A 13,224-nucleotide genomic window follows, 5' to 3' on the forward strand; every position below is an offset into this window, starting at 1 on the left:
TCCGGCCCCGAGACCGATGGTGCCCGCACGGATTTCGGGGGTTCGGTCGACCTCACCCCGGACCGTGTTCCGGCCGGGTACGGGCCGCCCTCACCAGGCCCTCTCCCCGCCCGCCGAGAACCCTCACATCCCCCTCCGGGCTCCGCTGAGGGCAGCGTTCCCCGCGGGAAACAGTCGTGATGCGGCCGGGTAACACCGGCACCGCACGCTGCCGTACATGACCTCGAATACGCGTGTGGTGGTGATCGGCGCCGGCCTCGCGGGCGTACGTCTCGCCCGCAGGCTCGGAGAGCTCGGCGTGCCCGCCGTGCTCGTCGGCGACGAGGAGCACACCCCGTACAACCGGGTTCTGCTCGCGGAGGTCCTGGCCGGGCGCTACGCCCCCGAGGTCATCGCGCTCCCGACGCCCGAGCGGCTGACCCGTGGCCGGGCCGTCCGCATCGACCGCGCGGAGCGGGAGGTGCACTTCGCCGACGGTTCGGTGATCGCATACGACACGCTCGTCCTGGCCACCGGCTCGAACCCGGTCCTGCCGCCCCTGCGCGGCCTGTTCGCGCCCGACCGGCACGAACTGCCCGACGGGGTGCACGCGTTCCGCACGATGGACGACTGCCTGGGCCTGTCCGAAGCCGTACGGCAGGACACCCGGGCCGTCGTCATCGGCGGCGGCCTGCTGGGCGTCTCGGCGGCCCGCGCGCTCGCCGAACGCGGAGCGCAGGTCGTACTCGCCCAGCAGGGCGAGCGGCTGATGGAACGTCAGCTCGACCCGTCGGCGTCCAAGCTGGTGCTCCGGCACCTCAAGGACCTCGGCGTCGAGGTGCACATCGAGAGCCGGGTGCGCGGCGTGCGCTGCGCCGGCGGCGCGGTCCGCTCGGTCGAGATGGCCGACGGCTACGCCCTCGACGCCGACCTGGTGGTGCTGGCCTGCGGAGTGCATCCGCGGGTGGGCCTCGCCCAGGACGCGGGCCTCGCCGTGCACAAGGGCGTCATCGTCGACGACGAACTGCGCACCTCCGACCCGCACATCCGGGCGATCGGCGACTGCGCCCAGCACGACGGCCAGGTCTACGGCCTCGCCGCTCCCGCGCTCGAACAGGCCGAGGTCCTGGCCGGGCTGCTCGCCCGGACCGCACCCGCCTCAGGTGCCGCCGGTTACAGCGGCACCCGCGCCCTGACCCGGCTGACCCTCTCCTCGGGCAGCCCCCTGGACCTCGCCGCCTTCGGGGAGCACACACCGCTTCCCGGCGACGACGTCATCCAGCTCACCGACGCGACCCGCGGCACCTACCGCAAGGTCGTCGTCCGCGACGACCGGCTGGTCGGCGGGGTCCTCGTCGGGGAGCTCGGCACCGTCGGCGCGCTCGCCCGCGCCTGGGAGGGAGCAGAGCCGCTCCCCACGGACGGCGCACCGCTGCTCCACCTGCTCACCAACGATGGAGGCTCCTGAATGTCCGCCAGCCTGGAGGCCACCCCCACGATCGTGCTCGTCGGCCACGGCATGGTCGGCCAGCGCTTCCTCGAAGCGCTCGCCGAACGCGGCCTGACCGCCACGCACCGCGTGGTCGTGCTGTGCGAGGAGCCACGCCCCGCCTACGACCGCGTGCAGCTGACCTCGTACTTCTCGGGCACCTCGCCCGAGGAACTGTCCATGACGGACATGGAGTTCATCAAGGACCACGGGATCGAGCTGCACATCGGCGACCCCGCCGAGACGGTCGACCGGTCCGCGAGGACGGTGACGGCCCGCTCCGGCCTGGTCTTCGGCTACGACACGCTGGTCCTCGCCACCGGATCGTTCCCCTTCGTTCCTCCCGTGCCCAACAAGGACGCCGAGGGCTGCTTCGTCTACCGCACGATCGAGGACCTCCTCGCCATCGAGGAGTACGCCAGGTCGAGGACGACGGGCGCGGTGGTCGGCGGCGGTCTGCTCGGGCTGGAGGCCGCGGGCGCGCTCAAGGGCCTCGGGCTCACCTCCCACATCGTGGAGTTCGCACCGCGCCTGATGCCGGTCCAGGTCGACGAGGGCGGCGGCGCCGCGCTCCTGCGGACCATCTCGGACATGGGCCTGTCCGTCCACACGGGTGTGGGCACGCAGGAGATCCTGGTCGACGAGGCCGGCGCGGTCACCGGCATGAAGCTGTCCGACGGCTCCGAACTCGCCACCGAGCTGGTGGTGTTCTCCGCCGGTGTCCGCCCCCGCGACCAGCTGGCCCGCGACTGCGGCCTGACGGTCGGCGAGCGCGGCGGCATCACGGTCGACGAGCAGTGCCGCACGGTGAACGACCCGCACGTCTTCGCGATCGGCGAGTGCGCGCTGGCCTCCGACGGCCGGGTGTACGGGCTGGTCGCCCCCGGCTACGAGCAGGCGGAGACGGTCGCCGCGACCATCGCCGAGGACGAGGCGGAGTTCACCGGCGCCGACCTCTCCACCAAGCTGAAGCTGCTCGGCGTGGACGTGGCCTCGTTCGGTGACGCGCACGGCACGTCCGAGGACTGCCTCGACGTCGTCTACTCCGACTCCCGCGCGGGCCTGTACAAGAAGCTGGTCATCGGCCGCGACGGGACGCTGCTCGGCGGCATCCTGGTCGGCGACGCCGAGGCGTACGGCACGCTGCGGGCGTTCACCGGCTCGGTACCGCCGGTCTCCCCGGAACAGCTCGTCCTTCCGGCCGGCGCGGGCGCGGCCGTCCAGCTCGGCCCGTCCGCACTGCCGGACGAGGCGATCATCTGTTCCTGCCACAACGTCACCAAGGGCGCGGTCCGCGGCGCCGTCACCGAGCACCGCTGTACGACGGTGCCCGAGGTGAAGAAGTGCACCAAGGCCGGTACGGGCTGCGGCAGTTGCGTCAAGGTCCTCGGCCAGTTGGTCACCTCCGAACTGGAGGCGAGCGGCGTCGAGGTCGACAAGGGCCTGTGCGGCTGCTTCTCGCAGACCCGCGAGGAGCTGTACGAGATCGTCCTCGCCCTGCGCATCACCTCGTACCAGCAGCTCCTGGACCGCTACGGCCGTGACACCGCGCGTGGCGGTGACGGCTGCGAGGTCTGCAAGCCCACGGTCGGCTCCATCATCGCCTCGCTCGCGCCCACCATCGGCGCGGACGGCTATGTCCTGGACGGCGAGCAGGCCTCCCTCCAGGACACCAACGACCACTTCCTCGCGAACCTGCAGAAGAACGGCTCGTACTCGATCGTGCCGCGCATCCCCGGCGGCGAGATCACTCCCGAGAAGCTCATCGTGATCGGCGAGGTGGCCCGGGACTTCGGCCTCTACACGAAGATCACGGGCGGTCAGCGGATCGACCTGTTCGGCGCGCGCGTCGAGCAACTGCCGCTGATCTGGGCCCGGTTGGTGGACGCCGGTTTCGAGTCCGGGCACGCGTACGGAAAGTCGCTGCGGACCGTCAAGTCGTGCGTCGGGCAGACCTGGTGCCGCTACGGCGTCCAGGACTCGGTACGCATGGCCATCGACCTGGAGCTGCGCTACCGGGGTCTCAGGTCCCCGCACAAGCTCAAGTCGGCGGTCTCGGGCTGCGCCCGCGAGTGCGCCGAGGCCCAGTCGAAGGACTTCGGCATCATCGCCACCGCCAACGGCTGGAACCTGTACGTCGGCGGCAACGGAGGCGCCACCCCGCGCCACGCGGACCTGCTCGCCCAGGACCTCTCCGACGCCGAACTCATCCGCCTGATCGACCGCTTCCTGATGTTCTACATCCGCACGGCCGACCGTCTGGAGCGCACCTCGACCTGGCTGGAGCGGATCGACGGCGGCCTGGACCACGTGCGCGACGTGGTGGTCGAGGACTCGCTCGGCATCTGCGAGGAGCTGGAGTCCCTGATGACCGCGCATGTCGCGGGCTACCGCGACGAATGGGCCGAGACCATCAACGACCCGGAGAAGCTGTCCCGCTTCGTCTCCTTCGTGAACGCCCCGGACACCCCGGACCCGGTCGTCGGCTTCGTCCCCGAGCGCGACCAGATCAAGCCCGACCTGCCGCTGCTGACCATCGGCACGCGACCCCTGGAAGGAAGCGCCCAGCGATGACGCTCGCCCCCGAGACCACGACGCTCAAGATCCAGCTCCGGCTGGACGGCCCGGCCGCCGACGACTGGTTCACGGTCTGCGACCTGTCCGTGCTGATCCCCGGCCGCGGCGTCGCGGCCCTGCTCCCGGACGGACGCCAGGTGGCGCTCTTCCTGGACCGTACGGGCCGGATGTACGCGATCGACAACCGTGACCCGTTCACCGGCGCGGCCGTCCTCTCCCGCGGTCTGACCGGCTCCCACCAGGGGCGCCCGTTCGTCGCCTCGCCCCTTCTCAAGCAGCGCTTCGACCTGGAGTCGGGGCAGTGCCTGGACGAGGACTCGGTGAGGGTGACGACGTACGAGGTGCGGGCGAGCTGAGGTCCCGGCACCCTCCTCTTCCTCGGTCCTCAGGGTGAGGCGGTGGTCTCCAGCGGTCTGGCCACCGGAGTGGTGGGGTCGCCCGCCGCGGGCAGCCGGACCACCGCGTCGAGCCCGCCGTGGACGGCGGGACGCAGGCTGATGTCACCGCCGCTCGCGTGGGTGAGGCGCTGGACGAGGGCCAGTCCCAGACCCGTACCGCCCTTGGGTGCGCCGGGGGCCCGCCAGAAACGGTCGAAGGCCCGGCGGCGCTGCTCCTCGGTCATCCCCGGCCCCTCGTCCGTGACATGCAGTTCGACGCGGGCGGGGCCTGCCGGACGGTGGTGGAAGCGGCGTTCGTGGGTCGACGGCCGGCGCAGGTCCACGGAGACGGTGGAGTGGGGCGGCGACACCTTCAGGGCGTTGGAGAGCAGGTTGTCCAGGATCTGCTCCACCGCGCCGGGCACGGCCAGGACGGGCCCGCCGTAGTCGCCGAGCAGCACGAGCTGTACGCCGTGCTGCTCGAACATCGGCGCCCAGGCCCGGTGCCGTTCGGCGCAGACCCGGTCCAGGTCCACCTGTTCGCGGACGGCGGCGCTCTCGTCGAGCCGCGCCATGGCCAGCAGTCCTTCGACCATTCTGGCCAGCCGGTCGGTCTCGGTCACCGCGGCGTCGAGGTTGCCCCGGGCGTGCAGCGCGATGTCGGACTCCAGGTTCTCCAGACGCAGCCGCAGCGCGGCGAGGGGCGTCTTGAGCTGGTGCGAGGCCTCGCCCGCGAAGGCGCGCTGGGAGGCGAGGAGGTGTTCGAGGCGGGCGGCGGTGCGGTTGAAGGTGGCGGCGAGGCTGCGTACCTCCGGCGGTCCGTTCGTGATCGCCACGGGAGTGGCGGGGCCGCCGTCCGCCAACTTGTGGGTGGCTCGCTCCAGTTCGCGGATGGGGCGGCCGGTCCAGCGCGCGATGGCGAAGCCGATGACGGCGACGGCCGCGAGGACCGCGAGCCCGCCGAGGATGAGCAGCAGCCACACGTGCTGCACGCGCTCCGCCACCATCCGGCTGGGCACCGTGATCCGCACGGCGCCCAACCTCTCCGCGCCGTGCGTCACCGGGGCCGCGACCGCGATGTACTCCACGCCGCCGATGGTGGACGTGCGCACGTCCGCGGTGGAGTCGCCCCGGAGCGCGGCCGCGATGCCGGGCCAGGAGGCCGGGTTGCCCGACTCGGCGTCGGACAGTTCGTGCGAGGTGGCCAGCAGGTCGCCGGAGCGATCCACGATCAGCACCCTGCCGCCGATGCGCTCGGCGCAGTGGGCCGCCCGGCCGGGCAGGTCCTGCGTCGCGCGTCCGGCGTCGATGGACAGCGAGGCGAACGCCGAGACCGACTCCGCCTCGTCCTTCGCCGTGTTCATCACCCGCTCCAGTTCACCCCGCGAGTACACGAACCCCAGTGGAATCTCCAGGCAGAGCAGGACAAGGGCGGTGAGGACGAGGTAGCTGAGGAGCAGCCGTCGGGTCATCGGTACGCCGCCGGCTGACCCGGTGCCGGGTACGGGACGGGCGGCTGGGTGTGGACCGCCAGCCGGAAGCCGACCCCGCGCAGGGTCTGGATCCACGCCGAGTGCCCCAACTTCCTTCGCAGCGTGGCGACATGGACGTCCAGCGTCTTGGTCGGGCCCTGGTAGTGCGGGTCCCAGACCCGGTCGAGGATCTGCTGCCGCGAGTAGACCGCCCCGGGGTCCTCGGTGAGCAGCGCGAGCAGTTCGAACTCCTTCGGCGTCAGCGCGACGGAGGTCTCGCCGACCCAGACCTGCCGGGTCCGGCGGTCGACCACGAGGGGCCCCGGGGGCGGCCTCTCGGCATCCGCGTCCGGGTCGGGATCCGCGTCGGGCAGAGGTACGGGTTCGAAGTGCCGTGGTGCCTCCCGCCGGGCCGAGAAGGGCTCCCCGCCGAACGGCTCTTCCCCGAACGACTCACCGGAGAACGGCTTCGCACCACGCGGCCCGCCCAGGGACGGCTCCGCGCCACGCGCCCCGCCCGGAGACGCTTCCGAGCCGCGCGCCTCGCTCGGCAACGGTTCCCGGCCGCCGGACGCACGGGAGAACGACTCCCGGCCACCCGACCCACCGGGGAACGTCTCCCCGCCGCCCGACCCACCGGAGAACGACTCTGCGCCACGCGCCTCACCGGAGAACGACTCCGCGCCGCCCGACCCACGGGTGAACGACTCCGGGCCGTTCGGCCCACGGGAGAACAGCTCCGCGCCGTCCGACCCGCTGGTGAACGCCTCTCTGCCGCGCACCTCGTCCGGAAAGGGTTCCGTGCCGCGTGTGCCCGGGGCGAAGGGGCGCGCACCGGACGGCCCGGCGTCCGGAGCCTCCGGCGTGTACGGCCGTCCGCTCTCCGGGGCGCCGGACCCGTACGGTTCGGCCCCCTGCGCCCCCGCACCCGGCGGGCGCACGAACGGTGTCCCCCGGGGAGGCGTCCCCGTGACGGGCGCCCCCACCAGGGGCACCCCGGCCGGAGGAGTCCCGAAGTCCCCCTCGGGGTGGCCCTGCCGCACGCCCCGCCCCAGTTGCGTGCGCCGCGTGACCGCCCGCAACCGGGCCACCAGCTCACGCAGGCTGAAAGGTTTCGCCAAGTAGTCGTCCGCGCCGAGTTCCAGGCCCAGCACCCGGTCGGTCTCCTCACCGCGTGCACTGAGGATGATGATCGGCACGTCGGAGACCTGCCGGATGCCACGGCAGACGTCGATGCCGTCCATGTCGGGCAGACCCAGGTCGAGCAGGACGGCATCGCCGTAGGGCCCTCTCAGCCCGTCGGTCCCGGTGGAGACGCGGTCGACCGTCAGCCCGAAGTGGCCCAGCCCCTCGGCGAGAGGTTCGGCGATCGTGTCGTCGTCCTCGATGAGCAGCACTCGTACGCCCATACGTCCCGTCTCCCCATGAACCCGGACAGCACGAATTCCGTGCCGTGAAGGAGTCACGCTACAAGAGCCCACAATGGCACACCGCATTAACCCCGGGTAATGTGACGGGTCGCTCAAAAACCGTCCACGGACGTCCGGTTGACGCCGGAGCAAGCCGACAGGACGAAATATGGGCCGTTCCTGGTCCCGCTCTAGTGTTCCGTTAACCTTCGCCTGGCAGTCCCCCCTCTACGGTGGTGGAACGACGGGAAATACCTGGTCGGACCCCATACCTGGAGGTACCGTGAAGGCATTGCTGGACCGCGCCCGCTCGTTCGCTCGACGTGTCGATTTCGAGAGCGGCGAATACCGGAAGCTGGCAGAGGGCCAATATCCGGAGGCATTGTTCATTACCTGCTCGGACTCGCGGGTCATACCCGCCCTGATCACGGGCGCACGACCCGGAGAGATATTCGAGCTGCGGAACGCGGGGAATATCGTCCCGCCGCACGGGCGGCCGGGCGCCTCGGGCGAGGCCGCCACCATCGAGTACGCACTGGAGGTGCTCGGCGTTCAGGACATCATCGTGTGCGGCCACTCCCACTGCGGTGCGATGGGCGCGCTGAAGTCCGGCGACGACCTGTCGGCGCTGCCCGGCGTGGACGCCTGGCTGGACCTGGCCCGCCCCGAGCTGGCACCCCTGCTCGACGGGGCCCTCGAAGACCCGTCGATGCCGGCCATGGCGCAACTCAACGTCGTCAACCAGCTCGCGGTACTGGGGAGTTATCCGGTCGCGCGGCAGCGGATCGACTCGGGAAGGCTGCGGCTGCACGGCTGGTACTACGAGGTCGACACCGGCCAGGTGCACGAGCTGGACGAGGACGGCCGCTTCCGGGTGCACGCCGTATGAGCGGCCTGCACGCACGCGGGCGCGTACCGGCCCACTCCAGGATCCCGCCGCAGCCACCGGACCCGCCTCCCGCTCCCGACGCCCGCCGGGCGTACGACGACTTCGACGGGTTCGGCAGCGTCGGCGGCTTCGAGCACCACGCAAGCCACGCGGCTGCCTCCCACGCCGCCGGCACTTCCGGCACCGCCGAGCCCGGCGGCACCGGCACCGACACCGGCGGAAGCAACAAGGGCGGCAAGGGCGGCAGTTGGTTCGGCAAGAGCGGTGAGGGCAGCAAGGGCCCCAGGGCCGACCTGGCCACCGAGATCACCGCCTCGCTCGTCGTCTTCCTGGTCGCCCTCCCTCTGTGCATCGGCGTCGCCGTGGCCTCCGGAGTCCCCGCCGAACTGGGCATCATCTCCGGTGTCATCGGCGGTCTGGTCGTCGGCGCGGCCCGTGGCAGCACCCTCCAGGTCAGCGGTCCCGCGGCCGGGCTGGCGGCCCTCGTCGCGGAGACCGTCCTCGAGTACGGCGTGGCCATGCTCGGTGTGATCGTCCTCGGCGCCGGCATCCTGCAGATCGTTCTCGGCCTGGTCCGGCTCGGCCGGATCTTCCAGGCGATCTCCCTGGCCGTCGTCCAGGGCATGCTCGCCGGCATCGGACTGCCGCTGATGTTCAGCCAGCTCTATCCGATGTCCGACTCCAAGGCCCCCGGCACCCCGGTCGACAACATGGCCGGTCTCCCCGGGCTGATCGCCGACACGGTGACGAACCCCGACGCGCTCGTCGCCGCGGGACTCGGTGCGGTCACCATCGCCCTGAGCTTCCTGTGGAAGGGGATGCCCGGCCCGGTGAAGAAGGTCCCGGCCGCGCTCGTGGCCGTCGGGATCGGCATCGGCGTCGCCTCCCTGCCGGGCGTGGACGTGAAGACGCTCCAGGTGGGCAACCTGCTCGCGTCCATCGACGTACCCGGCCCGAAGGAGTTCGCCGGCCTCGCCGACGTCGGGATCATCACCGCGATCCTCACCTTCACGGTGATCGCCTCGGCGGAGAGCCTCTTCACCGCCGCCGCCGTGGACCGCATGCACAGCGGGCCACGCACCCGCTACAACGCGGAACTCATCGCCCAGGGCGCCGGGAACACGGTGGCGGGCCTCCTCGGCGCGCTGCCCATCACGGCGGTGGTGGCCCGCAGTTCGGCGAACGTCCAGGCAGGCGCCAAGACCCGCCTCTCCCGCACGCTCCACGGCCTGTGGCTGCTCGCCTTCGCGCTGCTCCTGCCCCAGGTGCTGGCCCTGATCCCGATCTCCGTCCTCGCAGGCGTCCTCGTCCACAGCGGCTGGAAGCTCTTCGCGCCCGCGGAGTTCCCGAAGATGTGGCGCCAGGACCGGGGCGAGTTCGCCGTGATGACGCTCACCACCCTGGTCATCGTGGCGACCGCGCTGCTCGAAGGTGTCCTCTTCGGCCTCGCCGCGGGGATCGTCCTGGCCGCGCTGCGGATGTCCCAGACCGTCATCAGACAGCACCTGGAGGAGGACACCGCCAAGGTCGTCATGGCGGGCAACGCCACGTTCCTGCGGCTGCCCCAGCTGATCGAGGCCCTGGAGGCCGCCGCCGAGGCGGGCAGGCCGCGTATCCGGCTCGACCTGACGGGAGTGACCCACCTCGACCACGCCTGCCGCAGCCAGGTCGAGGAGTTCGTCGCACAGCAACGGGGGCTCGGGCTGCGCGTGGAGCTGCTGATGCCGGGTCCGGCGAAGCCGGCGGGCACGCCGACGGGCGTGGCGGACACGGCGGTTGGTGAGCGTGTGCCCTCACCGGCTCACCCGGCCGGCAACGCGCCACCCAGGCAGCCGTACACGTCCCCGGCCACGGACTCGGCCCCGGGCCCGAGCCCCACCGCCGAATGGTTCTATCTCGACACCCGGCCCATGCCCGAGGAGTACGCCTCTCGTTGAGCGCCTCTCGGGCCGTTCGTACCTGCGGGTTCGTCGTGGCTTGCCGCGCAGTTCCCCGCGCCCTTGATGGGGCACTACCCTTCGGGCGCGCTTACGCTGTGAAGCCACCCGCACGCGGAGGGAGCAGAAGCCATGAGCGGCTGGAACGCGCGTGACATTCCCGACCAGAGCGGCCGTACCGCCGTCGTCACCGGGGCGAACAGCGGGATCGGGTACGGCACCGCCCGTGAACTGGCCCGGCGGGGCGCCCGGGTCGTCCTCGCCTGCCGCAGCGAGAGCCGCGGCACCGAGGCCGCCGACCGCCTGGCCGACGAAGTGCCGGGCGCGGAAGTGGAGTTCGTACGTCTGGATCTCGGGGACCTGGGCTCCGTACGGGAGTTCGCGGCGGTGTACGGCAGCGCGCACGAGCGACTCGACGTGCTCGTCAACAACGCGGGCGTGATGGCGCTTCCGCAGGGCCGCACGGTGGACGGTTTCGAGACGCAGTTCGGGGTCAACCACCTCGGCCACTTCGCGCTCACCGGACTGCTGCTGCCGACCCTGCTCACCACGCCCGGCGCACGCGTGGTGAGTGTGTCCAGCACCATGCACGCGACGGCGAACATCGACATCAACGACCTCAACAGCGAGCAGAAGTACGGGCGTTGGACCGCGTACAGCCGGTCCAAGACGGCCAACCTGCTGTTCGTGCACGAGCTGGCCCGTCGGCTCGCCGCCACCGGCTCCGACGTCGTGGCGGCGGCCGCGCATCCCGGTTACGCCGCCACCAACCTCCAGACCGCGAGCCCGAGGATGGAGGGCCGCCGGGTCTCCCAGCGGTTCATGGAGACGGGCAACCGCTTCTTCGCGCAGTCCGCGGAGGCGGGCGCCCTCCCCACGCTGTACGCGGCGACCGCTCCCGGTATACGCCCGGACTCCTTCACCGGCCCCTCGTTCCTGGGCTGGCGCGGTTCCCCCGCGAAGTCGTGGCGCGCGAAGTGGACGCTCAACGACACGGCGGGGCAACGGCTCTGGGAGGAGTCGGAGCGGCTGACAGGAGTCACGTACGACGCGCTGAAGGCGTGACGCACGGGCGTACGGGGCACAACCCGTATGACGCGTACACGTCATCGCCTGTCCATGGCGCGTCCACCCCGCACTCCTAGGCTCCGACGGTGCGCGACCCCGTCCCCGACCGGCGGACGGGGCGTCCCCGGCACCCCCTTGGAGCGACAGTGGAACGTCGTACCCTCCTGCGCGCGGCCGTCCTCGGCGGTTCGTCGGCCGTCCTCGGCGGAACCCTGTGGCGCGGCGCCGCGTACGCCGCGCCCGCCCAGCCCGGCCCGGGCCCGTACGGGGCACTCGGCGCGGCGGACGCGAACGGCGTCAGACTTCCGAGCGGTTTCACCAGCCGGGTGATCGCCAGATCGGGCCAGACGGTCTCCGGCACCTCGTACACCTGGCACAACGCCCCTGACGGCGGGGCCTGTTACGCCGACGGATCCGGCTGGATCTACGTGTCCAACTCGGAGATCAACCCGTCGGGCGGCGCGAGCGCGGTCAGGTTCTCCTCGACGGGGACGGTCACCGGCGCGTACCGCGTCCTGTCCGGTACCCGGCAGAACTGCGCGGGCGGCAGAACTCCGTGGAACACCTGGCTGTCCTGCGAGGAGGTGTCCCTCGGATACGTCTACGAGACCGACCCGTGGGGTGTGAACGCGGCCGTGCGCCGGGACGCCATGGGCCGCTTCAAGCACGAGGCGGCCGCCGCCGACCCGGTGCGCAAGGTGGTCTACCTGACGGAGGACGAGTCGAACGGCTGCCTCTACCGCTTCGTGCCGACGACCTGGGGCAGCCTCGCCTCCGGCACCCTCCAGGTCATGGTCGCCGGGTCGGCCACCTCCGGCTCCTTCACCTGGGCGAACGTGCCCGACCCGGACGGCTCCCCCACCACGACCCGCACCCAGGTGTCCGGTTCGAAGAAGTTCAACGGCGGCGAGGGCTGCCACTACGCCGACGACACCGTCTGGTTCACCACCAAGGGCGACAACCGCGTCTGGCAGCTCAACCTGGCCGCCAACACCTACGAACTCGCGTACGACGACTCGCTCGTGACCTCCGGCTCGGCCCCGCTGACCGGCGTCGACAACATCACCGGCAGCTCCTCGGGCGACCTGTTCGTCGCCGAGGACGGCGGCACCATGGAGATCTGCGTGATCACGCCCGCCGACGTGGTCGCCCCGTTCCTCCGCCTCGACGGCCAGTCCGGCTCCGAGATCACCGGCCCCGCCTTCTCCCCCGACGGCACCCGCCTCTACTTCTCCAGCCAGCGCGGCACCAGCGGCAGTTCGTCCGGCGGCATCACGTACGAGGTGAAGGGGCCGTTCCGCTCGTAGCCGCTCCTTCGCGACCCCGGAGAGCACGCCGACCGGGTGTACGGATCACGGGCCCGTGAGCGGAGAGCTACCACCCGGTCACGTCACGTTCGCATCACGGGTCCGCCGTTCCGCCGCGGCATCAATCACCCCTCTCGTACTTTCGTCACCTCAAATCCGACTGATCGCCTCTCCGTGATCATGCCTACGGATATCAGCACAATCTGAGGGGCTCCTCGTGAACCTGATCCGCAAGCCCGCCGCCGTGGCCCTCGCCGCACTGGCCCTGGCCGTCCTGCCGGCCACCGCCGAGGCCCACGACGGCGAGGGGGCGTTCAAGAACTGCACCGAGGCGTACGAGGCCGGGCACGCCAACATCGCCAGGGGCGACAAGCACTACGGCGACCACCTGGACCGGGACCAGGACGGCGTCGGCTGCGACAAGCCGCCCGCCGGATTCGTCGCCGCGCAGGACGAGGGCGCGGACGACACCGACGACAGTTCCTCCGCCCCCGCCGAGCAGCAGGGCAAGGACCTGGCCGAGACCGGCGGCAGCGCCGTCACGCCGTACCTCGCGGGCGGCGGGGCGGTCGTCCTCCTCGCGGGCGGCGGCGTGCTGCTCGCGGCCCGCAGGCGAGGCAACTCCGGCTGACCCGCCGGGCACACCCGCCTCACCCGCCTCACCCCAGGACGGGGGAGGCACCGCGGAACGCGGGGAGAGCGGCGAAGGGGCGGCACCTC

At 71.7% G+C, this 13,224-nt stretch carries 10 protein-coding genes; 8 read left to right on the forward strand and 2 right to left on the reverse strand.

Annotated features, from left to right (window positions below; all coding sequences use genetic code 11):
- Positions 1-217 precede the first annotated feature (217 nt).
- The 3 genes from KUF83_RS11055 to nirD are packed head-to-tail and all read left to right on the forward strand — an operon-like array spanning position 218 to position 4,401.
- Entirely contained in the window at positions 218-1,447 is a 1,230-nt protein-coding gene (locus KUF83_RS11055; protein ID WP_217454440.1) for an NAD(P)/FAD-dependent oxidoreductase, read from the forward strand.
- Positions 1,448-4,042, forward strand: coding sequence for a nitrite reductase large subunit NirB (gene nirB / locus KUF83_RS11060; RefSeq protein ID WP_217454441.1), 2,595 nt, complete (start codon positions 1,448-1,450; stop codon positions 4,040-4,042).
- Entirely contained in the window at positions 4,039-4,401 is a 363-nt protein-coding gene (gene nirD / locus KUF83_RS11065) for a nitrite reductase small subunit NirD (protein WP_217454442.1), read from the forward strand. The genes nirB and nirD overlap by 4 nt, the downstream gene beginning before the upstream one ends.
- A gap of 29 nt (positions 4,402-4,430) precedes the next feature.
- On the opposite strand, the gene KUF83_RS11070 is transcribed toward nirD, so the two are convergent.
- Both KUF83_RS11070 and KUF83_RS42965 read right to left on the reverse strand, forming a co-directional pair.
- Positions 4,431-5,894, reverse strand: coding sequence for a HAMP domain-containing sensor histidine kinase (locus tag KUF83_RS11070; RefSeq protein ID WP_217454443.1), 1,464 nt, complete (start codon positions 5,892-5,894; stop codon positions 4,431-4,433).
- The gene (locus KUF83_RS42965) at positions 5,891-7,303 is read right to left on the reverse strand and encodes a winged helix-turn-helix domain-containing protein (RefSeq protein ID WP_217454444.1); all 1,413 of its coding nucleotides are present in this window, start codon (positions 7,301-7,303) and stop codon (positions 5,891-5,893) included. The genes KUF83_RS11070 and KUF83_RS42965 overlap by 4 nt, the downstream gene beginning before the upstream one ends.
- A 283-nt stretch (positions 7,304-7,586) precedes the next feature.
- Between KUF83_RS42965 and KUF83_RS11080 the strand changes: the two genes are divergently transcribed.
- The 5 genes from KUF83_RS11080 (at position 7,587) to KUF83_RS11100 (ending at position 13,135) form a co-directional block, all read left to right on the forward strand.
- On the forward strand, positions 7,587-8,192 hold the full coding sequence (locus KUF83_RS11080; protein WP_217454445.1) for a carbonic anhydrase: 606 nt from the start codon (positions 7,587-7,589) through the stop codon (positions 8,190-8,192).
- Complete coding sequence (locus KUF83_RS11085) at positions 8,189-10,129, forward strand: SulP family inorganic anion transporter (protein ID WP_254643668.1); 1,941 nt, start codon at positions 8,189-8,191, stop codon at positions 10,127-10,129. Before KUF83_RS11080 ends, KUF83_RS11085 begins: the two co-directional genes overlap by 4 nt.
- A gap of 132 nt (positions 10,130-10,261) precedes the next feature.
- On the forward strand, positions 10,262-11,194 hold the full coding sequence (locus tag KUF83_RS11090; RefSeq protein WP_217454446.1) for an oxidoreductase: 933 nt from the start codon (positions 10,262-10,264) through the stop codon (positions 11,192-11,194).
- A gap of 149 nt (positions 11,195-11,343) precedes the next feature.
- Positions 11,344-12,504 carry an alkaline phosphatase PhoX gene (locus tag KUF83_RS11095; protein ID WP_217454447.1) on the forward strand — a complete coding sequence of 387 codons (1,161 nt, stop codon included), beginning with the start codon at positions 11,344-11,346 and terminating at the stop codon, positions 12,502-12,504.
- 217 nt (positions 12,505-12,721) lie between these two features.
- On the forward strand, positions 12,722-13,135 hold the full coding sequence (locus KUF83_RS11100; RefSeq protein ID WP_217454448.1) for an excalibur calcium-binding domain-containing protein: 414 nt from the start codon (positions 12,722-12,724) through the stop codon (positions 13,133-13,135).
- Positions 13,136-13,224 lie beyond the last annotated feature (89 nt).

Origin of the sequence: Streptomyces sp. BV286 (assembly GCF_019090165.1) — a bacterium.
Lineage (GTDB): Bacteria > Actinomycetota > Actinomycetes > Streptomycetales > Streptomycetaceae > Streptomyces.